This is a genomic window from Anabaena azotica FACHB-119, assembly GCF_014697625.1.
GTDB lineage: Bacteria > Cyanobacteriota > Cyanobacteriia > Cyanobacteriales > Nostocaceae > Trichormus > Trichormus azoticus_A.
Map to the genome: position 1 here is coordinate 1 of NZ_JACJSG010000002.1, position 23,916 is coordinate 23,916.

The 23,916-nt window shown below is 39.4% G+C and carries 20 protein-coding genes and 1 pseudogene; 7 read left to right on the forward strand and 14 right to left on the reverse strand.

The features are described from left to right. Positions 1–258 (forward strand): annotated as a pseudogene (locus H6G83_RS01370) (photosystem II q(b) protein); the annotation flags it as partial. Between the two features lie 114 nt (positions 259–372). Here the strand turns inward: H6G83_RS01370 and H6G83_RS01375 are convergent. The 5 genes from H6G83_RS01375 to H6G83_RS01395 all read right to left on the reverse strand — a co-directional run bounded on the left by H6G83_RS01375 (position 373) and on the right by H6G83_RS01395 (position 8,546). Then, positions 373–1,656 (reverse strand): Tudor-knot domain-containing protein, encoded by a 1,284-nt coding sequence (locus H6G83_RS01375; protein ID WP_190465890.1) that lies wholly within the window; start codon positions 1,654–1,656, stop codon positions 373–375. Between the two features lie 333 nt (positions 1,657–1,989). Beyond that, positions 1,990–3,171, reverse strand: coding sequence for an aldo/keto reductase (locus H6G83_RS01380; protein WP_190465892.1), 1,182 nt, complete (start codon positions 3,169–3,171; stop codon positions 1,990–1,992). Between the two features lie 157 nt (positions 3,172–3,328). Continuing rightward, complete coding sequence (locus H6G83_RS01385) at positions 3,329–4,726, reverse strand: hypothetical protein (protein ID WP_190465893.1); 1,398 nt, start codon at positions 4,724–4,726, stop codon at positions 3,329–3,331. Next, a complete protein-coding gene (locus H6G83_RS01390) occupies positions 4,707–5,165 on the reverse strand; it encodes a hypothetical protein (protein ID WP_190465895.1) in 459 nt (152 codons plus the stop codon). The genes H6G83_RS01385 and H6G83_RS01390 overlap by 20 nt, the downstream gene beginning before the upstream one ends. Before the next feature lie 3 nt (positions 5,166–5,168). Further along, positions 5,169–8,546 carry a HEAT repeat domain-containing protein gene (locus H6G83_RS01395; protein ID WP_190465897.1) on the reverse strand — a complete coding sequence of 1,126 codons (3,378 nt, stop codon included), beginning with the start codon at positions 8,544–8,546 and terminating at the stop codon, positions 5,169–5,171. A gap of 223 nt (positions 8,547–8,769) precedes the next feature. On the opposite strand from H6G83_RS01395, the gene H6G83_RS01400 reads away from it, so the two are divergent. Continuing rightward, the gene (locus tag H6G83_RS01400) at positions 8,770–9,276 is read left to right on the forward strand and encodes a tetratricopeptide repeat protein (protein WP_199328280.1); all 507 of its coding nucleotides are present in this window, start codon (positions 8,770–8,772) and stop codon (positions 9,274–9,276) included. A 337-nt stretch (positions 9,277–9,613) separates the two neighbouring features. Here H6G83_RS01400 and H6G83_RS01405 read toward each other — a convergent pair whose 3' ends face one another. Beyond that, entirely contained in the window at positions 9,614–10,831 is a 1,218-nt protein-coding gene (locus H6G83_RS01405; protein WP_190465899.1) for an HhoA/HhoB/HtrA family serine endopeptidase, read from the reverse strand. A gap of 411 nt (positions 10,832–11,242) precedes the next feature. Between H6G83_RS01405 and H6G83_RS01410 the strand changes: the two genes are divergently transcribed. Further along, positions 11,243–11,644: a metal-sensing transcriptional repressor gene (locus tag H6G83_RS01410; protein WP_190465901.1), complete on the forward strand. Its 402-nt coding sequence runs from the start codon at positions 11,243–11,245 to the stop codon at positions 11,642–11,644. Between the two features lie 158 nt (positions 11,645–11,802). Here the strand turns inward: H6G83_RS01410 and H6G83_RS01415 are convergent, their stop codons facing one another. Beyond that, positions 11,803–12,318: a dihydrofolate reductase family protein gene (locus H6G83_RS01415; RefSeq protein WP_190465903.1), complete on the reverse strand. Its 516-nt coding sequence runs from the start codon at positions 12,316–12,318 to the stop codon at positions 11,803–11,805. A gap of 148 nt (positions 12,319–12,466) precedes the next feature. Between H6G83_RS01415 and menH the strand changes: the two genes are divergently transcribed. Next, complete coding sequence (gene menH, locus H6G83_RS01420; protein WP_190465905.1) at positions 12,467–13,303, forward strand: 2-succinyl-6-hydroxy-2,4-cyclohexadiene-1-carboxylate synthase; 837 nt, start codon at positions 12,467–12,469, stop codon at positions 13,301–13,303. On the opposite strand, the gene H6G83_RS01425 is transcribed toward menH, so the two are convergent. The 3 genes from H6G83_RS01425 to H6G83_RS01435 form a co-directional block, all read right to left on the reverse strand. Next, a complete protein-coding gene (locus tag H6G83_RS01425; protein ID WP_190465907.1) occupies positions 13,300–13,437 on the reverse strand; it encodes a nucleotidyl cyclase domain-containing protein in 138 nt (45 codons plus the stop codon). The two genes, menH and H6G83_RS01425, sit on opposite strands and share 4 nt — an antisense overlap. A gap of 300 nt (positions 13,438–13,737) precedes the next feature. Beyond that, a complete protein-coding gene (locus H6G83_RS01430) occupies positions 13,738–14,415 on the reverse strand; it encodes a glycoside hydrolase family 24 protein (RefSeq protein ID WP_313934948.1) in 678 nt (225 codons plus the stop codon). Between the two features lie 196 nt (positions 14,416–14,611). Further along, the gene (locus H6G83_RS01435) at positions 14,612–15,268 is read right to left on the reverse strand and encodes an SDR family oxidoreductase (RefSeq protein WP_190465911.1); all 657 of its coding nucleotides are present in this window, start codon (positions 15,266–15,268) and stop codon (positions 14,612–14,614) included. Between the two features lie 177 nt (positions 15,269–15,445). On the opposite strand from H6G83_RS01435, the gene H6G83_RS01440 reads away from it, so the two are divergent. Continuing rightward, positions 15,446–16,090 carry a DUF1997 domain-containing protein gene (locus H6G83_RS01440; RefSeq protein ID WP_190465914.1) on the forward strand — a complete coding sequence of 215 codons (645 nt, stop codon included), beginning with the start codon at positions 15,446–15,448 and terminating at the stop codon, positions 16,088–16,090. 98 nt (positions 16,091–16,188) lie between these two features. On the opposite strand, the gene H6G83_RS01445 is transcribed toward H6G83_RS01440, so the two are convergent. Together H6G83_RS01445 and H6G83_RS01450 are read right to left on the reverse strand one after the other, a co-directional pair. Continuing rightward, on the reverse strand, positions 16,189–16,659 hold the full coding sequence (locus H6G83_RS01445) for a DUF4079 domain-containing protein (protein ID WP_190465916.1): 471 nt from the start codon (positions 16,657–16,659) through the stop codon (positions 16,189–16,191). A gap of 416 nt (positions 16,660–17,075) precedes the next feature. Beyond that, entirely contained in the window at positions 17,076–18,128 is a 1,053-nt protein-coding gene (locus H6G83_RS01450; RefSeq protein WP_190466451.1) for a threonine aldolase family protein, read from the reverse strand. Between the two features lie 334 nt (positions 18,129–18,462). On the opposite strand from H6G83_RS01450, the gene H6G83_RS01455 reads away from it, so the two are divergent. Further along, positions 18,463–18,807, forward strand: coding sequence for a hypothetical protein (locus H6G83_RS01455; RefSeq protein ID WP_190465918.1), 345 nt, complete (start codon positions 18,463–18,465; stop codon positions 18,805–18,807). A gap of 103 nt (positions 18,808–18,910) precedes the next feature. Here H6G83_RS01455 and H6G83_RS01460 read toward each other — a convergent pair whose 3' ends face one another. Beyond that, the gene (locus tag H6G83_RS01460; RefSeq protein WP_190465920.1) at positions 18,911–19,186 is read right to left on the reverse strand and encodes a MoaD/ThiS family protein; all 276 of its coding nucleotides are present in this window, start codon (positions 19,184–19,186) and stop codon (positions 18,911–18,913) included. 108 nt (positions 19,187–19,294) lie between these two features. Then, the gene (thrC, locus tag H6G83_RS01465; protein WP_190465922.1) at positions 19,295–20,599 is read right to left on the reverse strand and encodes a threonine synthase; all 1,305 of its coding nucleotides are present in this window, start codon (positions 20,597–20,599) and stop codon (positions 19,295–19,297) included. Positions 20,600–21,378: 779 nt separating this feature from the next. On the opposite strand from thrC, the gene H6G83_RS01470 reads away from it, so the two are divergent. Further along, positions 21,379–23,910, forward strand: a complete 2,532-nt coding sequence (locus H6G83_RS01470) for a DUF7925 domain-containing protein (RefSeq protein ID WP_190465924.1) — start codon at positions 21,379–21,381, stop codon at positions 23,908–23,910. The last annotated feature ends 6 nt before the right edge of the window (positions 23,911–23,916 follow it).

Consider the following 23,916-nt stretch of genomic DNA (forward strand, 5'->3'; position numbering starts at 1 on the left):
GCTGCATGGCCTGTCATCGGTATCTGGTTTACCGCGTTGGGTGTCAGCACAATGGCGTTCAACCTGAACGGTTTCAACTTCAACCAGTCCATCATCGACTCACAAGGTCGTGTGATCAACACCTGGGCTGACATCATCAACCGCGCTAACTTGGGTATGGAAGTAATGCACGAGCGTAACGCTCACAACTTCCCCTTAGACTTAGCGGCTTCTGAAGTTGCTCCTGTTGCACAGAGCGCTCCTGCTATCAACGGTTAATTCCGAAACATTTAGCTGAATAAAAAAGCGCCCTCTTGCGGGGGCGCTTTTTTATTTAATGTAGAGACGTTGCATGCAACGTCTCTACATTATTTATTTGGCTTCATAACCTTCTTAACAAATATCATCGGCATTCACCCATTCATCATAGGATGATTCGTAACCGACGTAATGAATAAAGTATTGATGTCCTTGAATTTTCTCAATTGTGGCAGTGTACCAAGTTTCCTCATCTTCACTCCAACATTTTACCTTTTTACCCACTGCATATCCGTTATCATCGGTTGCAGCATAGTCACCAGTACGAATGTCATCTTCACCAACCCATTCGTTATAGGATGAACCGTAGCCGATGTAATGGACAAAGAATTGATCATCTTGAACTTTTTCAATTGAAGCTTCATACCAATCTTCCTCTTCTTCATCCCAAACCTCTACTTTCTCACTGACTTTATATTGAGTGATATTATTTTGCAGAGGTTTCGTTGGTTGTGTTTGAATTTCTTGCTTGACTAAAGTATGTGCTTGCAAAATTAATTTACGGGCTACTGTTTGAATACCTGTATGCTCAAAGTAATTGGTGCTTTGGTCTAGGAATGCAGCTACGAAATCTAAATTATCATCAGCAAGTTGAATAAAATTACCCAGATGACTAAAAATTGATTGTGGGGTGATACCTGTCTTGCTGACTAAATTATTCATCCAACCTTGGACAGAGTTAAAGCCCTGATTAATAAAGCCAAGTTTATCGGTGGGGTTATTTCCTGGGAGGGAGTTGTTGATGGCTTGGAAAACAGGATTTTGTGTGATGGCGTTGGAGTCAGCACCACTAATAATTAACTGAATTTTACTTAGGAAGTCGGGGCCTAATGGCAAAATGCCATCTAGACAGACTAGGGCTACCATTCTAATTAAGGAAGCATCTTGATAGTTGTTAGCCAAAGAATTGGCAAACTCTTGGGGGTTTGGTTGGGGAATACCGTTGAGTTTGCAAAAAACGATAATTTCGACGGCTATTTTTAATAGTAAATCAATGCTTTGAGAGAGGTCGGCTTTAGGTGTAATATTGCTTAAAAATGAGAGAAAGCCAATTTTTTCACCTACTTTATTGGCTAAAGCCGCAGTGGCAATTGCTGTGTCGGCTTTATCGATGGTTTGGTAAAGTTTAATGGCAGTTTGGTAGCCTTGTTGAGGATCGTGATACAAAGAGGTAGCGCGATCGCGGATTCTTTGGATAACGTTAGCATCGGTTTCTCCGGTAATGGCACGGATCGTATTATCGAAACCTACTAGATTTTGCCATTGACCAGGGGCTACATAATCTAGAGCTTGTAAAACTTTAACGGTAATATTATCACTAGGTAATTCATCAACCAACTGAATAATTGACTTATCCACAAATTAAACCTCACAATCTTGCAAAATACTGAAACAGTTCAGGGACTACTCACACCCACCTGTAAAGCTGCGGCTGAGGTTGATAGCGGAAGTTGTAACTACTTACCGCCTACACATAACCTATGTGAGTAAGTCCCGAACTGAACAGTATTTATAGGGTTCCCAAGATTGAGTCAGAAGTAACTGTCATCCTCCTTAGGTATTAGGAGTTACGCAACTGGCATATTTTTTCTGTAGGGTGTGTGACTGGCGATAATATTTGAACGTAGTCATGAGACTTGTAGCGTCACGCACCAACCTCCAATTGTGACACTTGCGTGAGTCCTGAGTATGTTAACTCTGAGATAAACGCCGCAACTCTTCCCCCGCCAACAGTTGATGCGCCTTGGCTAAAAATTGGGGGATTTTCTCGGCGTGGGGACTGTAGCTTAAGCACTGTGTTAAATCTAATTCGTGGAGTTTGTCGGCTTTGTTACCGGGGAACCAGTGATTAGCATTCCCTAGCAAGTTGTACCGCATCTTGGCGTAGTCTACTAAATCGTAAGCAGTAGCTAGATTTAGCAACCATAAAATCACACGGATATTTACTTGTCCAGGGGTTTCTTCTAATTTAGGTAAATTGGTTTGCCAAGTTTTTACCCAATCTTCGCCCAAGGTGGCGATCGCAGCTTCTTCCAACCTACCTAAAATTGGTGGTAAAATCTCGGATGCTCGGTCTATCAAGTCTAATGTTTTCAAGTGTTCATCAAAATCTTGGGGTTTGGCTGCGCCTACACTCAAGGTGTGTACTTGGGAATGACTCAAGCAAAACAAATCATTAAACACCATCGGACTTAAAGGTTTGCATAAATCTACTAATTTTTTAGGTGGACTATAAAGCTTACCTCCCTTATCTGTAGGGCTGATAATAAACACACCCATATCATGACGAGTAGCCGCTTCAATGGCTGACCAATTCCATTGATTAATGTAGTACCAGTGCAGGTTTACATAATCAAACTCGTTGGTATTAATTGTCTGCACAATTACATCCGTAGGCCCATGAGTAGAAAAGCCAACAAATCGGACTTTACCCTCTGCCTGCAACTGTCGCGCTACATCTAAACAACCGCCTGGACGGATACTATATTCTAATAACTCGGCATTATTAATACCATGTAGTCCTAGTAGGTCTACATATTCCAATTGAAGATAACTTAATGATTGATCAAATGTTTTACGGAACTCTTTCGCATCCGCCACAGGCGAAACTTTAGTTTGGACAATCAACTTTTCGCGGGGAAACTTAGGCAGTATTTTCCCCAACTGCATTTCCGAACTACCATAACCACGAGCAGTTTCAATATGATTAATACCAACCTCAATAGCTCGATTAATAGTAGCTTCTAGATTTGCCTGATTATCAGCAGGAATATCCGCATCACTCACATCTTGCCATTTATATTGATATCTCATACCGCCGCAGGAGAACACCGGTATCTGTAATTCTGTGCGTCCAAATCTTCTGTATAACATTAGTAATTCGTAGTTCGTAGTTCGTAATTAATACAGTCATATTTTATCTAACCTGAGTTCGGATAACAAAAGGGAGAGGTAAGTAACTCAACCTAATTAAACAGTCTGAGCATTTCCTTAGCGTTCTTACTCCTTTAAGTCATGATAGAAAAAACTGTTAAGATTTATCTTTTGTAAACCATTGATAAATTTTAATACTGATGCCATAGCCAATTAAAAGGCTTACGGTAATAGTCAGGAATGCGCCTAACCATAGGCTAACTAATGAAGGTTGATTTTTTCCTTTATCTAGGTATATAGATAATGTATTTGTTACGGGTTGAGAAACTATCTGACCAACGGCAATGGCTGTACCTAAACCTGTAAAAACTTGCCCTAGTTTATCTTGTTTATCCCGAATTGTATCTTCGTTAATACTTACTTGGGTTTGGACACTAAGCATTAGTTTCTCATAAAGTCCAATCCCAGGAGTAAGAAAACCAATTTCAGATTTAATTTGTTTAATATTTTGGTCAATTTTAAAATTGAAATCACTAAAAAATTTAGGAACTTTTTGTCCAATTTTCTGCTCAATTTCTTCAAGACATATCCTATAATTACTTTGATGAATTTCCAGTAATCTAGCTTGGTCTTCAAGAAAAGAAAGACGTTTATAGTAATCTAGAGATTGTTGAGGAAGCTGGGAAAGAGAAAGTTTATCCCATTTTTTTTGAGCATAATCCTCTGTTAGAGATTCAATAACTCTGTATTGTTGATGAAGGATATTTTTTAATATCAAGCTTTGAGAGTAGAAATAAATAATCTTATGATAGCTCAGTAATAAATTTTGCAATATGTTGTAAATTTTATCAGCTTCTTTTTCTACCTGCTCATTTTGATAAAGCAAAACACAGGTTAATTTTTCTGATTCAACTGCATATTGATCAATTGTCTTAACTGATACCTTTTGAGGATAAATATAAAAAGGAGAACTTAGAAATTTATCAATAATTAATTCGTCTGGAGAAATGTTTTTATTGTAAAAATTACTTAAACATTCTGCGGCGATCGCATCTGTTGATTGAGATTGATTTCTGAAAATGCCAGCAAAAATTACTGTTTGTCCAATTTCCACATCAAGTTCGCTAATATGATCGCACAGATTATCAAAGAAATCAATGGATTGCTCTCCCTGTGCTGAAGGAACATATCTAATTAAACGGAGAATGTAGGTATCATTAAAGCGACGAGCTGCAAGACGACTATGAATAATACCAGTTTCAAAGTACAGTCGGTCATTGTTTAGCTTGCGGCATTCGGAAGGAACAGAGGAAAAGTCCAGAATAGTTCCATCATGTTCTTTCTCAGTAGGAATTAATTTAACTATATCAGAGCCTTTTTTACCTGTGCTGCTTCTCAAGTGAGAAGTTATTTTATTTAAATTATCCTGAAATTTGTTGCGTCGGTCTTGTGTTATGTTTGCAGGCTCATTAATGCCATGACGCAGCCTATAATAATATAGATGCAGCGTCGGAGATTCGACTTTAACTATCGGGTTATTTTGAATTTGAGCCATCTTTATTTCCTTGATTATCCTGACTTTGATCATCCTGATTTTTTACTTCCTGCGCCCAACGTTCTAGATATGAACAAATATCTCGACCTTCGTTACTGATAAGGTTCTGAGTTTCTGGTTCATCATCTGCTTCTTCGCCAGGATCAAGGGATTTTTTAACAATTTTATTAATGCCATCTTTGTTCAGTCTGTAGTATATTTCACGCCACCAATCTCGTAAATTTTTATTTTCAGGTGATAGACAAAATACTGAAATATGATTTGCCATTACATTCGGGTTTTGGAAATCTTGAGAGGGGAGATTATTTAAATAGTTGGCAATAGAAACACGAGCTTCGCTACCTAACTTTTGCTCTATTTCAGAAGCGGGTAAAGCTACGATTTCCTTAAAAGCTTTACACATTAGGGTATCTGCATCTGTGAAATTATTGTTATTCATGTTTTAACATCCTGTTAAGATAAATGCTGCCCAATAATAAGGATTTTCAAAAGGAATATGCTGTAAATTGTCAAGTGACCATTCTAAAAGAATCTGCTCCTTTGGTTCTAGTGTACTCAAGTTCCAGCTATTTGCTCGTTCCCTGAGTTTTTCAGCAGTACAACTCCGCAGCCAATTTTGGGCATTCTGCAAGGCAACTGCTTTATTATTTATCGTTTCTAACTGCCTGTAAAACTCATCCAAGAGAAAAGCTGTAGCAATAGAGTTTACTTTCCACAGACTGCCAATTACAGCCTTTGCACCAGCTAACAAAAAGCCTGTAGGCAAACCTAAATATTCTTCAGTCGGTGCAAAGGCATCTACAAGCCCTGTACAACAAGCTGAGAGAGTGACTAAATCTGCATGAGGCATTTGTAAATCAGTAAAGATAGTATTTAGACTGAGATTGTCTTTGTCATCTTCTCCAAGCATGAGGTAGGAATCGAGAGGATTCTTAAAATTATACTCAGCATGACCGGAAAAATGGAAACAGTGGTTACTTCCTGCTAAATGTAAAATTTGTGCTTTTGATGCTTGTTTTCCTACTAAAATTTGCTGTTGTACAAATTGTTGACGCTGACTGATACCAGCTACTTCTGCTTTAACAAAAATTAAATCTTTATCCTGTGTGGGATTTTCTATACTAATCAATGATTCCCGTACCCGTTGACGATTATGGCAAATTTTCCACACTTGAGTATTTGGGAAATAGCTGACTGAAAAGCGGTCGATAATGCGCTGGCTGTCATTTATCCACAGAGCATGAATAGGAAATAAGTGTAAATATTGATGCGGAATAATAATCAGATGTTTAATATGTGAGGGAATATATCTGATTACATCTTGAATCTTAAGAATATCAGAAATAGCGTTAATAATAAAGCTGATTTGTGTAGTTTTTGTATTAAAGTCTGTTTTATTTCCTTTTTTGTTTTCAGTAATATCGGATACCCAATCTTGCGCTAATGTTTCCAGTCCTAATTGATTTAGAGGTAATCTTAGAGATTCGGGAATAATTGGGGATTCTTCTCCAGGCAGAAGCAAGATTATTAGTAATTGTTTATCACTAAAAAAGAACTCTACGATAGCACTATCTGTAGGCAATAAATCTTTAACTTCTGTGTAGGTTATGGGGCAAATCTTGGTCTTGGCAATAAACTCTGGTTCGTTAATAGCGACTTGAGCGTACAACTTTTCTAATGCCTGTTTAGATTCAACCCACCTTTCACTTAGTCCATCTAGTTTATTTTTATCTAAATTTAGATTAATACCGTTGGTGTATTCTTGCAATTTCAGGCGTTCGGTGTGCTTTGCCTGGTTTATTTGTTGAGCTAGTTCTGATGGGATTGTTTTTGGTAAAGCCATATCCTGTAGGGATATTCGCTCTACTAAATAGCGATTTCTAAAAAGTTCTGTATAATAAAATGCTGTCTGAAAATCTCTATTGCTAATAGCAAAAGAAACAATACGTTTATATAACTCTAAATAGGAGTTCATTAATGAACGCCTTGTAAGAATATCATGACCTTCTTGCAGCTTATCTAAACAAGCAATTATCCGGTCATAGCAGAATCGAGTTTTTTGATAATTATTAACTGAAAAATATTCATCTACTGTTCCTTTAACTCGTACAGATTGGAGAAATAACATTAAATCATCTTGGCTTTGAGTGTTTTTATTAGGAACAGAATCAATTTCATTCAAAATATCCTCTACTAAGTAGCGAGTATATTCTGACTGAGTAGTATGACGAAGTGTTTTTAATTCTTTAATCACGTTCAGATTGCCGAAACTAATTTTCTTAAAAATTCCGGCGGTGTGCTTGCGAATAGAAATAGAATTGCTTGTGCTGAGGAGTTGTAGTAATGCGTTAATGGCTTGTTGATTGCCAGAACCGATTTTCCCCAAGCTCTCAGCCGCTTTAATGATTGTGTATCCATCTTGACTTGTACTGAGGAGTTGTACAAATGCGTTAATCGCCCGTTGATTGCCAGGGTCAATTGTCCCCAAGCTCTCAGCCGCTTGATATATTTTGTCTTCATTTTTACTTATGCTGAGGAGTTTTACTAATGCGTTAATGGCTTGTTGATTGCCAGAACCGATTTTCCCCAAGCTCTCAGCCGCTTTACTTATTGTGTATTCAACTTGACTTGTGCTAAGGAGTTGTACTAATGCGTCAATAGCTTGTTGATTGCCAGGGTTAATTGTCCCCAAGCTCTCAGCCACTTGACGTACTGTGTATTCAACTTGACTTGTGCCGAGGAGTTGTACTAATGCGTTAATGGCTTGTTGATTGCCAGAACCGATGTTCCCTAAGCTCTCAGCCGCTTGACGTATTGTGTTTTCATTTTTACTTGTGCTGAAGAGTTGTACTAATGCGTTAATGGCTTGTTGATTGCCAGAACCGATGTTCCCTAAGCTCTCAGCCGCTTGACGTATTGTGTTTTCATTTTTACTTGTGCTGAAGAGTTTTACTATTGTGTTAATGGCTTGTTGATTGCCAGGGTCAATTGTCCCCAAGCTCTCAGCCGCTTGACTTACTGTGTTTTCATCTTTACTTGTGCTGAGGAGTTTTACTAATGCGTTAATGGCTTGTTGATTGCCAGAACCGATGTTCCCTAAGCTCTCAGCCGCTTGACGTAGTGTGTTTTCATTTTTACTTGTGCTGAAGAGTTTTACTAATGCGTTAATGGCTTGTTGATTGCCAGAACCGATGTTCCCTAAGCTCTCAGCCGCTTGACGTAGTGTGTTTTCATTTTTACTTGTGCTGAGGAGTTGTATTAATGCGTTAATGGCTTGTTGATTGCCAGGGTTAATTGTACCCAAGCTCTCAGCCGCTTGACTTATTTTGTATTCATCTTTACTTGTGTTGAAGAGTTGTACTATTGCGTCAATGGCTTGTTGGTTGCCAGAACCAATTTTCCCCAAGCTCTTAGCCGCTTGACGTATTGTGTATTCATCTTTACTTATGCTGAGGAGTTGTACTAATGCGTTAATGGCTTGTTGATTGCCAGAACCGATGTTACCCAAGCTCGCAGCCGCTTGACGTATTGTGTATTCATCTTCACTTATGCTGAGGAGTTGTACTAATGCGTTAATGGCTTGTTGATTGCCAGAACCGATGTTACCCAAGCTCGCAGCCGCATTAAATATTGTGTATTTATCTTTACTAATAGTAAGTATCTGTACTAATGCGTTAATGGCTTGTTGATTGCCAGAACCGATGTTCCCCAAGCTCTCAGCCACTTGACGTATTGTGTCTTCATCTGTACTTGTGCTGAGGAGTTGCACTAATCTATTGATTTCGGGATTAATTAATTCATCATTGGGTTGAAAAGTCATAAACACAAAATTATTATTACAACTAAATTAGCTTAAAATTATTAAAGATAACTATACTTATCTAGTTTGCCTATTATTACATTTTTTATACTGCTTATTCCTCTTTGCTTTCTTACTTATAAGTATTGTGACTGGTGTTAAGCCAATTCAGTAAAAAATTAATTAAGCGTGATATTAACCAAATTGAGCTACTTAAATTATTTTTGGGGAAATTGACTGAATTATGACTAAGATAGACGAATACAAAAGTTGTTTTGACAAAGGTGTTGCTCTATTAGAAGAAAAAAAATACACAGAAGCACAGGAGTTTTTTCAAAAATCTATTGATATTCAACCCGGCTTTATTCCTGCATGGGTTTACAAAGGTATATCTTTAGAGCAATTACGTTGCTATGAAGAAGCAATAGACTGTTATAGTCAAGCAATTAAAATCAATCCTAATGTGGCTGATCTTTGGTATAACAAAGGTGCTACATATTGCCTGATGAAGAGATATAAAGATGCTATATTTTGTTTTGATAGAGTCTTGGAAATTGAACCAAATAACGCTCTTGCTAAAACAACAAGGTTTTTGGTTATAAACAAGCCATCAATTGTTGAATTAACTCCAAAGAAACCTGAATATGGCAGGAATAAAGAAGATTCAAATAGTGAAGAAGTTGAACTTCCTATTAGAGAGAAGATACCTCAGCAAGTTGAATTTCCGAAGTCTCTAGAGATGGGAGAATGACTGAACATTAGAGGATGTTTGAAAAGTATTATTGCTGACCTCAAAATCTCAAAGACCTAACCCCCCTGCCCCCCTTCCCTACAAGGGAATGGGGGTTTTAAAGCCTCTCCCCGCGTCGGGGAGAGGTTTGGAGAGGGGTCATTAGTATATATTTCGACTTTCCAAACATCCTCTTAGGATAGTATTTCTGAACCCCAAGAGAAGTTGGGAATTTCTATGGCTTAAAATTCAATCTGTTGCTTTCGTATAAATAAAAAATCCGTAATTCATAATCATTACGAATTACGAATTACGAATTACGAACTTGTACTGAGCGTAGTCGAAGTATTACGAATTATCACGCAGCATTTTGCAACTCAGCCGTGCGTACAGATAACTGTTGTGTTTGATTACCCCGTTGTACTCTCACCTGCAAAGCTTGACCCAGGCGGCTGTTTTCCACCACATTCTGTAACTGTTCCGCAGTAGTAATTGCTTGACCATCTACTTGCAGAATTACATCACCGCGCCGGATACCAGCACTAGCAGCAGGTGAGTTTGGTACTACTCGAATCACCAACACACCGTTAACTTCAGGAATGGCGAAAGCAGAGTTGGGGTCAGTGTTATTTTGTTGAGCTAATTCTGGTGTTAAAGTTGCCATCTGCACGCCTAGATAGGGGTGAGCGACTTTACCATCTCGTTCCAATTGTAGGGCGATCGCTTTAGCTTTATCAATAGGAATAGCAAAGCCAATACCCATCGCATCCGCACGAATGGCGGTGTTAATTCCAATCACCTCACCCTTGTCATTCAACAAAGGCCCACCAGAGTTACCAGGGTTAATGGCTGCGTCGGTTTGAATAAAGTCTAAACGCTTGTCAGTGATACCAACTTGGGCGCTAGAACGCTTGAGGGTGCTGACAATACCCAAAGTCACAGTATTATCGAAACCCAAAGGATTACCAACTGCGATCGCCCAATCTCCTACCTGCACAGAATTAGAAGAACCAAGGGTTGCAACAGGGAGACTATTACCAGCGTTGATTTTCACCACCGCCAAATCTGTCACCTCATCAATCCCTTGTACCTTACCATCAAAACTCCGCCCATCTTTCAAACGTACAGTCACGCGATCGGCTTTATCCACCACATGGGCATTTGTTAAAATTAAACCACTTTTATCTATGATGAACCCAGAACCTAAACCACGCAATTGTTCTGCTGGCAACTGTCCTTGAAAACCCTCACCAAAAAAACGCCGGAAAAATGGGTCTTCCATAAATGGATCTACACGCCGCGTAATTGTACGTTCTGTATCAATTCTGACCACTGCTGAACCAACACGATTAACTGCTGCTGTCACAAAACTACTATTACCTATAGCCGCAGCCGCAGCTGACTGTTTCTGAGCAATTAATTCTGGTGCAGACTCTATATTACTAGGCTCAGGTGCAGATTCTGCTTGCGAAGGTAACACCCACAGACTACTAACCGTTAACACAACTCCTATAAATATTGCTAATACATGAGTACCAAGTTGGTATATAGAGCGTGGTAATTTGGCAAATTTCATATTTACAACCTAATCTAGAAGCCTAATTGTTGCCCAATGGTGACAAATCCACTTACAGTTATTTTGGCAAATTTGGATAATTATCCATACGTACTGACCTCAGCTTTGTGCTTGAACCATAAAGCAGTGACCTGTAATTAAAATTAATTGAATAATTCACCTAATAGCTATTCTAGAGATTTCTACTCTCAAGGTTCGGGTTTCACCAAAGAGTGGGGAGATGTGGTTCGACTACGCTCACCAACCAGTAGATGTAGCTTGCTTTCCGTTCGCGTAGCGTCCCATAGGGAATGGTGAGAGAGGGGGGAGACAAGATAGACAAGGGAGATTAACAACTGTTAACTGTCAACTGTCAACTGTCAACTGACCAATTAGGCTACGATCTGAATAATATCAGTGCTATATTCACCCATGAATGGATCAAATAGATTAGTTCAACAATCCTTGTCTGTATCTGACAAAGCCGAAGAACCCCACAATCATGATGTAGAACAAGACCTGACAAATCACAGTCACGAAAAAGCCGAGTCGCTTCATCCTCACGTTCACAGCGAAGAATCTCTACGGCGAATTGTCAATCGCTTATCGCGTATAGAAGGACACATTCGCGGTATTAAAACAATGGTGCAACAAGGTAGCCCTTGTCCAGACGTGTTATTACAAATTGCTGCGGTACGAGGTGCATTAGATAAAGTAGCAAGAATCGTTCTCGATGAACATTTAACAGAGTGTATTGCTAGAGCCTCAAAAGAAGGCAACATAGAAGTAGAAATTGAACAACTCAAAGCTGCTTTAGATAGGTTTTTGCCTTAATTATTAAATAACCGTCATAACCTGGATATCCCAAAACGGATAAAAAAGCTAAAGTTTTTTACTTTTAATTTTTACTAACTAGTAAACGGCTAAAATGATTATTTAGTAGGGTGGGCAATGCCCACCATATTATTATGAATAAAGTGCAGTATCTGAATTTAATTAAAACTATATAACATTTGCACTAATCCAGTATCAAAAGTTTTCACCTTTTTCAAATCAAGGTTTATTTCCAAACTTGGATCGTTAACAATCAATGGAATCCCACTACCTAAAATAATGGGATGTATTGAAAGAATTAACTCATCTATAAAACCTTCTTGTAGAAAGAAATGAATCAATTGTGCGCCACCAACTAACCAAATATCACGCCCATGAGATTGACGCAGTGTTTTGATAAAATTGAGCCAATCACTATTGACAAATTTGGCATTATTATCTGTTGTCCCTGATTGGGTTCTAGAAAATATAAAAACCTCTTTATCCTGATAAGGATATTCACCAAAACTTAAAACTTGTTGATATGTCTTATTACCCATAATTACAGTGTCAACTTGAGCATAGAACTCTGTGTAACCATAGTCTTGATCAGTAAATAGCCAATCTATATCTCCTGATTTCCTGGCAATGTATCCATCAAGGCTAGAAGCAATAAACAAAATAATTTTCCGCATAATCTACAGATTTATCTCAATATTTGCGTAGGAGTAATACAATTGTTTATGATAATTTTACGGAAAAATGGAATACAAATTTAATAGTCTGGGAATATTGCCCGACTGTTATGTATTCCACTCAGACTAAATTGGCTGTATATAAAATATGACGATTATAAAAAATTATCATTTTAACTATTCATTAATTATAAATTCTTATAAACCCGTGATTCTCCTCCTTCATGGCTTCATGGGTAATATAAATGAATTTGATGAGGCAATAAAATTACTAGGTGATGATTTTTCCTATCTAACACTTGACTTACCTGGACATGGAAAGACTCAAGTATTAGGTGGAGATGAATATTATTCGATGGAAAATACTGCTCAAGGCTTAATTAATTTATTAGATGAATTGCAAATTGCTAAATGTTTTTTAGTTGGTTATTCAATGGGTGGAAGATTAGCATTATATCTAACTTTGCATTTCCCTGAAAGATTTTATCAAGTAGTATTAGAATCTGCTTCTCCAGGTTTACCTACAGAAGCAGAACGATTAGAAAGAGTTAAACGTGATGCTCAAATAAGTAAAAAATTAGCAAGAAGTTTAGCTAAATTAGATTTTGCTGAATTTTTGCTCAATTGGTATAGTCAAACGATTTTCGGCAATATCAAATATCATCAAGAGTTTGCAGATATGTTGGAAAGTAGGTTACAAAATCAGCCTCTTGAGCTAGTGAAATCATTACGATTCATGGGGACTGGAAGCCAACCTTCTCTATGGGAAAAGTTAAAAGATAATCTAGTTCCGCTATTATTGCTAGTTGGTGAGCATGATGATAAGTTTATAAAAATCAATAGAGAAATGGTTCATGTATCTTCAAGAGCGAAACTCAATATTATCAGTAATGCTGCACATAATATTCATTTTGAGAATACATTAGAATTTGTGCAGAATGTTAAATATTTTTTTCATGAAACCAAATTTGTTAAGCATAATTAATATGATACGGCTTGATTTCTGCCTTGATTCTTGGCTGTATAAAGTGCCTTTAAACTGACATAATTACTAACCTTCGATTGGGTGTGGGGAATAGCCAGGGATGCGACAAGCGATCGCATTGACTCCGCAAGCATCAATTCCGCTTGGGTGTTGGTGTTGGGCAGAATTGCACACCTACCTGATCTAATGGAGTTTTAGCCTGTTCAATTTCAGTATTAAACGACTGATTCATCTGGTGAATTTCATCACAAAGTGAAGCTACCTCTGCGGCTAATTCATACAACCTTAAGATTTCGTAGGATCAGCCCTGCTTTGCCGATGTTACTCCCGTTTTAGCAAGTGGTGGCGGGAATTTATAGGCGCATCTAACTGGCATCATATCAAGCCCGGCTAAATACCTATGAGTAAGTTTCAGGAGAATTTTCGCTATTCAATTATTCTCTAGCTCGACTCTTAGGCGTAGGAGTTGGGGTAACAGTTGTTGATGCAGAATTGTTAGCTGATGTTAATTCTTCTTGTAACATTTTCTGATAAATTCTTGGCAGAGAACTACTAATAGAATTTGTCTCTATGCCATAACCTAAACTTGTCCAAGTGGGGGAGAGTCGCCGCAAAACATCATTAATTTTGCCTTGGCGCAATAGTTGGGAAATATCCACACCCCAAGCTCGTGAATCATTTAACCAACGGTAAACGACTAAATCTTGATATTCTGGTTCAAAACTATAACTAGACCAAAACATCATGGGCGATGGTTTTGGATGGTAACGAGGAGCAATTTGAAACCAAGTAGTATTGATAATTTGATATCGTCCAGCCGCAGTCGAACAATTACCTGTGTTTGGCCCTGTGACGATAGTAACACAAATTTCAGGATGCTTGCTCAGGTCGTTTACCTGCTTCCCACCATATAACAGTGAGTAAGGACGGTTGCCATTAGCTTCACTGGCGGAAATTGTTCGCATTAAAGCACGGATGTAGGGATCGCCCCCTTTCATTACCAAAGGTGGTAAATTATTGCCAAAGGTGGGGTCAGAGGGCGATCGCAATTCTCCAAAGATATACCATTGAAACAGGTACACAAAGCCGAGAAGTGCAGCTATCGGGCCAATTAGTTTTTCTACGCCCTTGAGTTCAAAACCTTTCAGATTTTCACTCCTTGTAAATTCGCTCTCTAATCTAACAACAAAAATAGACTTGTCAATTTCGGTAAATGTCAGTTATCAGTTATCAGTTGACAGTTATCAGTTGACAGTTGACAGTTGACTATTGACTATTGACTATTGACTATTGACTATTGACTATTGACTAACACTGCTGAAATAACTCTGTAAAGGTTTTGATACTAGCCTCTGGTTTCGCAACAATCTCCACTATTTTATTGCTGGCGCTTGGCTCAAACAAAGATTCTACACATACTTTGGCTACTTTCTGCCGGGGAATGCTACCGTCAAATAATGTATCAGCACTTTGCATAACGATCGCATCTGAGTTATCCTCATTTTTTAAGCCACCTGGACGGACTATCGTATAAGTAAGACCACTTTTTTGTAAATACTCTTCCGCTTGTTTCTTCCATACCAGAATTAACCAAAACAAGTTCAACGGATGGAAAAATTGCGACACGCACAAAGAGGTAACTAAAACAAAATTCTCAATTCCCTTGGCTTTTGCTACATCTACTAAATTTTTAGTGCCTTCAAAATCTACTTTATAAGGCCCTGTCAGGTCAAAACTCGGTTTTGCCCCAGTCGCACACAGTACTACAGTACTATCTCCCAAAGCCGCAGTTAGGCTGGCGGGATTTAATACATCACCCACAACTAACTCTACTTCAGGAGGTAATATAGCTCTAGCTTTTTGTTCATCTCTAACTAAAGCACGTACAGGAATATTCCGCGCTATCAACTCTTGCACGATACGGCGACCTGTTTCACCTGTTGCCCCGGCTACAAATGCTTTCATGATTCACGCTATCCTGATTATTTAATATTTGACTGCTCAGTATATTGTAGTGATTCCATGAAGTTCATGACAGATTAATAAGATTTCCGGCAAAATAAGAGACTAGTGCTAAAGAAGGCGCATAGCCTGGGAATTATTTAATTATAGACAAACGCCAAATTAGAGGGGAACGCATTGATGGTTTCAACAAACGGCGAATATCAATCTCTGGATATAGCAGAAAAAACTGTGCCTGTCGTTCCCAATTCTCCAGAAACTGAGGACGCAGCAGACACAGGATTAAATGTTGGTAAGCCAAGCAAATTTTACGGTCGCTATAGTGACTCTATGGAAATGAATGCCTCAGCAGCAACAGTTGCTGAGTATCTCAATGGTCATGCTGGCTGGTTTACACGCTGTGCTGAACCGATGAAGGTGCAACCCTTGGGTGAAAATGGTTATGCTTTAACCATTGGTCGATTTGGTGCTTTTGGTTATGAAGTAGAACCGAAGATTGGTTTAGAACTCTTACCTCCAGATGAGGGAGTTTATCGTATCCGCACCATTCCCATTCCCGACTATCAACCACCAGGGTATGATGTAGATTATCGCGCTGCACTTGAGTTAAAAGAAGATTTCGCCGAAACCATCATCACAAGAGTCGAATGGGAATTAGATTTAACAGTCTGTCTCCACTTCCCGCGATTTATCCAGCGTTTGCCGAAATCTTTAATTCAGTCTACAGGCGATCGCTTACTTAACCAAATCGTCCGCCAAGTTTCCCGCCGCCTCACCCGCAAAGTCCAAGAAGACTTTCACCAAGCTTGCGGCTTTAGTCAATAGTCAACAGTCAACAGTCAACAGTCAATAGTCAACAGTCAACAGTCCAAAACTAATGACTATGGACTATGGACTATGGACTCTGGACTCTGGACTAATGACTAAGCCTGAGAAAGTATCCTTTGGACAATTTGCACACCAGTGATGGCTTGCCAAGTAAAAAGCCCTAACATCACAAAGTTGATTAAAATATGGCTTACTCTCGCCCAATTTGCCCCTTTCTGCATATAAGGAGATAAAGCCGCAGAGAACGAAATTAAACCTGTCATACCTAGTCCGGCTAGGAGGTGCGGCCCCACAAATAGCTTACCGTTATTAATATAGGTAACAGCCATCCCACCAATTGACCCAGTAACCATCAAGGCTAAAAGTATCGAACCTATTTGGTGGTGTCTGACATTATATCTACCCTTAATCAATTCTTTCTTTTCTTCGCCTTGAGCATTTCTGGTACGCTGTACCTGTAGCCCCAGATAAGCTGCGTAAAGTGAGAGTGCTAATAACACCCACATAATCAAGGGGTGAAAGAAATTTAGCCAATATTTAACCGAGGCAGACAATTCCAGATTCATCGTGTTCTCGCCCAATTCTTAAATCTTAATAAAAATTAGCATAACTCTAAGATAGGCAATAGGGAATAGGGTACAGGGTACATACTGGAAAGTATTTTGCTTTTGGGTTTGTATGATTAATTTAGGTGGACTCTACACAGGGAAGTCTCCACCAACTTTCCTCTGCATCATAAGTAAAACAGAATAAATAAATCAAGGTTTGTAGTAAGGACTTTAGTCCTCAAAGAAGGACTAAAGTCCTTACTACGAACTGAATTGTAATAATTTTACATTTCTTAACATACAGCATATTTTGGGTAAATGAGGTACAAGCGTAAAACCCAAAACCATGTAGAGACGTTACATGTAACGTCTCTACAGTATTTCACGAATAGCGAAACTGCTGTATTTTGATTGATTTTCCACCGTTACTTACTCTAACCTCTAGCCTCTAGAAAAAACCCTGCCCTAATATCCTCAATCAACTGATCAATTCTCTCCTTGCTGGTGTTCCAAGAACACATAAAACGTACACCACCCACCCCAATAAAAGTATAAAACTGCCAATTTTTATCCTTTAAATATTGAATCACTCGCTCCGGTAATTTCACAAACACTCCATTAGCTTCACGAGGAAACATAATTTCTGCACCATCTATATTTAACAATTCATTCTCTAAATATGCAGCACATTGATTAGCATGATGGGCATTTTTTAACCATGCACCAGTTTCTAACAAACCCAACCAAGGCGCAGAAATAAATCGCATTTTTGAGGCTAATTGTCCTGCTTGTTTGCAACGGTAATCAAAATCTTCCGCTAAGGCTTTATTAAAGAAAATAATTGCTTCCCCCAAAGCCATCCCATTTTTTGTCCCGCAGAAACACAACACATCTACTCCACTTTTCCAGCTAATTTCCGCAGGACTTTTATTCATAGTTGCAACTGCATTCGCAAAACGTGCGCCGTCCATGTGAATTTTTAATTTATATTTTTGGGCAATTTCTTTAATACCTAAAAGTTCTTGTACAGAATACAAAGTACCTAATTCAGTTGCTTGTGTAATACTAATAACCTTGGGCTTGGGATAATGAATATCAGCCCGTTTAGTAATAACAGATTCTATAGCTTCAGGTGTTAACTTTCCCTTTTCTCCTTTCGCCAGTAACAGCTTAGAACCATTAGAAGCAAATTCTGGTGCGCCACATTCATCAGTTTCTATATGCGCTGTTTCGTGACAGATAACGCTATGATATGACTGACAAAGTGCCGCTAGTGATAATGAATTAGCGGCTGTACCGTTAAAAGTGAAAAATACCTCACAATCAATTTCAAATAACTCTCGAAAATAATCTGTAGATTTTTGAGTCCATTCATCATTTCCATAAGCTGGCGCACTACCTTGATTAGCTTTAATCATGTAGTCCATTGCTTCTGGACAAATACCGGAATAATTATCACTGGCAAACTGTTCTAAATTACTACTTATCATTTTTAGACTAATTTATTTACTTAAACTATAAAACTTGTATTTTATTTTGATAGTAACGCACCTAGCCTGATGCTTTAGGTGCGTTACAGCTTACGCCTAACACACCCTACATATACTGATATTTTTTCAGACACCAAATCGGATTCCTATATAAAACTTGTATTTTATTTTCATAGTATATGTACCTCTGTCAGCCTTTGTGACTCTGTGGTTAAGAATTATTTATTTAATTGCAGAAGTACAAAGAACACAGAAAGCGTATATTAAGATATATATTGACTATTTAGATTTTTAGGCAACAGTAGAAATAAAATATAGCCACAGAATAATAATGCAGTTGAATATAGTTAACGACCAATTACAAATAGAATTTACTTGGAAAGAGCAACTATTGGCTGTGCGTTTCCAAAAACTTTGGTTAATACCGTTAGCACATATCAAACAAGTAACTGCAGCTAAACCTCAAAGTAGCTGGAAGGAACTACGCACACCGGGTAGTATGATTCCAGGGATAATCAAAGCCGGAACCTATTATACTGAAAGTGGTAAAGAATTTTGGTATGTAAATCGAGATACTAACTACTTAACTATTGAGTTAGAAAATGAATCCTATAAAAGAATTATCCTCACAATTGAGAACAATAACTATTGGCAACAACAACTTACTCAGGGTTAACTAAATACAATTATAACTTTCTCCCCCATAATTAGGGGAAAAAGTACGCATAACCTAGTTGACTTATAACTTCAAACAGTCGATAAACCTAAACTTTGCAGTATCAACCACCAGCAACCGCAGGGACAATACTCACTTCATCACCATCTTTCAAGGATGTAGCTGTCCCATCTAGAAAACGGATATCTTCGCTGTTGACGTATAAATTCAAAAAGCGCCGTGGCTGTCCTTTCTCATCGCACAACCGCGATTTAATACCAGGAAAGCTTTTGTCTAGAGAATCTAGGAGTTCTGCAATATTACCACCACTCGATTCTAAAGCAGCTTGATTGTTTGTGAAATTTTGCAGTGCGGTTGGAACTAAAACTTTTACAGCCATAGTTAATAAATTATTTGTCAGTTGTTAGTTGTCAGTTGTCAGTTGTCAGTTGTCGGTTGTCAGTTGTCACTGGCCGATAACTAATGACCAATGACCAATGACTAATGACTAAACTAGGACTTGTTGCCATTCTAGGCGATCAAGGGTACGAGAGCGTTCTAATGCACGCTCGAAACTATCGAGTTTGGCATCAATTGTCAAAGGTTCGCCAACGTAGCCTTGTACTGCTTCTTGGGTTTTCAAACCGTTGCCAGTGATGTAAACCACGGTAGTTTCATCTGGATCTATCTTGCCAGCTTCTACCAATTTTTTCAGTACAGCGACGGTTGTACCACCAGCTGTTTCGGTAAAGATGCCTTCTGTTTCTGCCAGTAACTTGATGCCTTCGATAATTTCTGCATCAGTTACTGCTTCAATATTACCGCCTGTTTTCTTGGCAATATCAACTGCATAAACACCATCTGCTGGGTTGCCGATCGCAATTGATTTAGCAATTGTATTCGGTTTAACTGGTTTAATAAAGTCTCTGTCTTCCTTAAATGCTTCAGCGATGGGAGAACAGCCTTCAGCCTGTGCGCCACTGAAGCGGACTTGCTTACCTTCCACTAAACCAACTTCCACAAACTCTTGGAAGCCTTTATAAATCTTGGTGAACAGTGAACCGGAAGCCAAAGGTGCAACTATATGATCTGGGAGTTCCCAACCTAGTTGTTCGGCTACTTCATAACCCAGAGTTTTGGAACCTTCCGAGTAATAGGGGCGCAAGTTAATATTGACAAAACCCCATCCATGTGTATTGGCTACTTCCGAACAGAGGCGATTTACTTGGTCGTAGTTGCCTTTCACAGCCATGAGGGTAGGACTATAGATTAAGCTACCTAATACTTTCCCTGCTTCCAAATCGGCGGGGATGAAGACGCAGCAATCTAAACCGGCGTGAGCGGCGATCGCAGCTGTAGAATTGGCTAAGTTACCTGTGCTAGCGCAGGAAACTGTAGTGAATCCCAACTCCCTAGCGCGAGAAAGGGCGACGGACACCACCCGATCCTTAAAGCTGAGGGTGGGCATATTCACCGCATCATTTTTAATGTAAAGCTTGTTTAGACCCAGGCGACGGGCGAGACGATGGGAACGTACCAGGGGAGTCATACCTGTTCCCACATCTATAACATTGTCAGTTGCGACGGGCAGGAAGGCACGGTAGCGCCAAATAGAGTTAGGGCCAGCTTGAATTTTTTCACGGCTCACAGACTGACGCAAAGCATCGTAGTCATACTTAACTTCCAACGGCCCAAAGCAAAATTCACACACATGACTGGCTTTAAGTTCATATTCTGCGCCACATTCTTTACATTTCAAAGCTTTTAATGTGGCATTGCTTGCTTGGGTGAGTTTGGATATTGCCTGAGTCATAAAACTAGCCTTCCCTGTTTGTCCGTCAACTGCGCTTGATAGTAACACGGGTAAATGCACTAGTCAAACATACCCGACTAAAATTATCGGGTTTAACTTTTTTCACAGAATCGGCTTCTCAGTTTTTCGCTGATGTCAATCTAGGGAAATTAACTAGAATAGATTGAATTTTTAGTACAAAAAATACAAGAGCATCAGTAAATTACTTAAGTAAATATGCTGGAAAATACCGTTTCCTTAAGTTGTAATACTAGTATTTTGACCCTTTTGTTATTGGTTTATTTTGAATTAACTTTGCTATGGATGAGCGATCGCTTTATAACAAATAACTAATCAAAGCATTGAAAATACATATGTTTGACCTGTAACTGGTTAATATCAGTCTGTTTGCATCAAATAGGTGTTCCCAAAAATACAATGTCTTTTGGCGTTAGTTGTATTTGTCACAAAGATAACTTTGTAACACCGCAAATCTTAAGTCTTCTCTACTCTGACTTTTCACGTTATGTGGAAAAGTTAACACGAGACCTAACCCCCCAGCCCCCTTCCCTTGAAGGGAAGGGGGAAAAATCAAAGCCTCTCTCCTGGTAGGAGAGAGGTTTGGAGAGAGGTCTTCCAGCCCGTGAGAAGTCAGTTCTCTACTCAGGAACTTAAGGGTGAATCTTCCTGTAGCCAGGATTTTCATCGTTAAGTGCAACAAGAGAGTAGAAAACTTAGGCTTGTATGCACTTACTCTGCTCACAACTTATCACCCTGTATCTATAAAGCAACTACACCAAATGAAATCTAGTCCTCAAATTACCAAGACTAAAAAGCCTAAGCTTTACCGTGCATTAGTAGCAGCAGCATTCCTAGCTAACGGTATTCTCCCATTTGCCGCCCCCGTATTTGCTGAAGGAACTGCCGCAGGTAAACCAATAGAAAACAGAGCAACTGGTACTTATGAAGACCCGAATAATCCGGGAACAAGGATAAATACTACCTCCAACACAGTTACCGTAACTGTAGCAGAAGTTGCTGGTATTACCGTGACTGCCTCTGGTGTTGTCGATAATAATGGAGGAAGTGTTGCGGTTGGCGACTTATTAATCTACACCTACACCTTAACCAACGTTGGTAATGACCCAACCAAATTCCGTATTCCTAACTTAGCTTCAACAACAGGCCCAGGTTCGGTTGCTGGTACAATACCCAATGGTGGTGTAGCGAATAGGCTGCAATTCAGTGTTGATGGTGGTAACTCATGGCAGAACATCACCGACGCTGAGGCAATTACACCATCGGTTGCACCAGGGGGTACAGTCTTAGTACGTGTCCCAGTTACCGTACAGGTTGGCGCTCAAAACAACGATGTAATTACTGTTACCCTTGGTAACACCCCTGGAGGCGCTCAAAACCAACTGCGGAATCCTGATGGTGGTGACGTTTACACTGTAGATAACCCAGATGATGCGCCTGATGAAGTCGATGGTGCGCCAGTGAACGGGGTGCGGGAAGCCAGCGCCACACAGCAAATTCAAGTTGGCACATCACTGAAAACCTACGCTTTAGCCACTATTCTCAAAACTCGCACCAGTGATGACCCAGGTTCTGACGCTAGTACACTTACAGATGACAAACTCACCTATAATTTGAGTTTGCGAGTGGAGAGCAACGACGTTACAGGAAGGGGAATTTCTCCTGCGCCTCTGACTGGTACAGACATTAAACTTAATGGTAATCCTCGTGACTCCAGAATTTTAATTTCCGATGCCATTCCGGCAGGTACAAGATTAGCCGCAGTACCAGTTCCGCCTCCTGGTTGGGAAGCAGTTTACACAACTGATCCAGTGGGGACTACAATTGATCAAGCTAATTGGCAAACCTTCTCCTCACCAGATAGCATACCCGCAAATGTCACCAGGGTTGGTTTCATCAACATACCAACTTCAATTTCTGCTGTTGCTCCTGGTCAGACAGCTAGTGGTTTCTCTATACAACTGGCGGTGACAGCTAGTACATCACCTGTATTTATTGCCAATATTGCCCAAGTATATGGTAAAACATCTGGTACTGATACCCTAGTTTATGACGAATCTGGAGACGAAAATCCCAGCTACTTTGATGGAAATAGAGGAAGTATGAATCTTCCTGCGTTGATAGATCCAGATCAAGTTGGTCTTCCCAAGAATAATGATTTGGTGCGTGATAATATTACTTCTGGTTTTATTAATAACCCAACAACACCAGAAACAGGAGTTGACACAGAGAACAACAACAGTGGTGAAGGCATCGGCGGTGAGGCAAACCAGATTCAACTGCAAGTAGCATTACCTGTAGCAGTATTAAACGGGCCGCAAAATGCACCAGATGCTATTGGCCCAACTGATAACAACAATGACTTTACTAACAAGTCTGCACTGGTTCCGGCTAATACAGCTCCTGGTTCCCTACTTGACCCATCGCCGGTTGCCTTCACCAATACAATTAGAAACAGTGGTACTAATGCTGGAACTATCACACTATCTCCAACAGCGCCAAGTAACCCCAGTCATTTGCCAAATGGTACTAAGGTGACTATTACCTATGGTAGCCAGTCAGCTATTTATAACTATGTTTTTGACAATAATAACAACACTGGCTCTTTCAACTTGGTGGGGACTACAGCAATTTCCATTCCTAACGTTGCCCCTGGTACAAATTTGAACTATGGTGTGGAAGTTGATTTACCAGATGGTACTCCACTCTCGACAGATATTAATATCGATAGAGGCTTCCCAGTACCAATTGAAGCTAGCATTAGAACTGCACCAAATAGTTCTCCTGAGACGAATACCACAATTAATCGTGTGTACACTGGCTACCTGAGATTAGTGAAAGAATCCCGCATATTACAAGGAACTGGGCCAGTAGTACAGGGCAATGATGGCACATTCAGTTCAACTCCGAAAAGACCTGCTCCCGGAAACATTATTGAGTATCAAATTCGATACAAAAATATTTCTACTCCTCAAGCTGGAAGCGGCAATGTGATCTTGGATGCTGACAAGATTGTAATTACTGATGATGGGACAATATCACCCAATAATTGGGCATTAGACAACGATAATAATGGACAGATTGATACCAGTAATATTGCAGGTTCAGCTAAAGATTCTGGTGCGTCCACTATTACTTTCTTTAGTGGTAGTGGTGATGAGACGAAGACTCCCAGCCTTGACCAAACGGGAACTACGGTAAATAGTGATGTGACTAAGTATGTAAATACCGTCACTGGTAAGGTTGGGCCGAATGTGGAAAGAACATTTACTTTCCAACGGCGAGTGAATTAGGTTGTT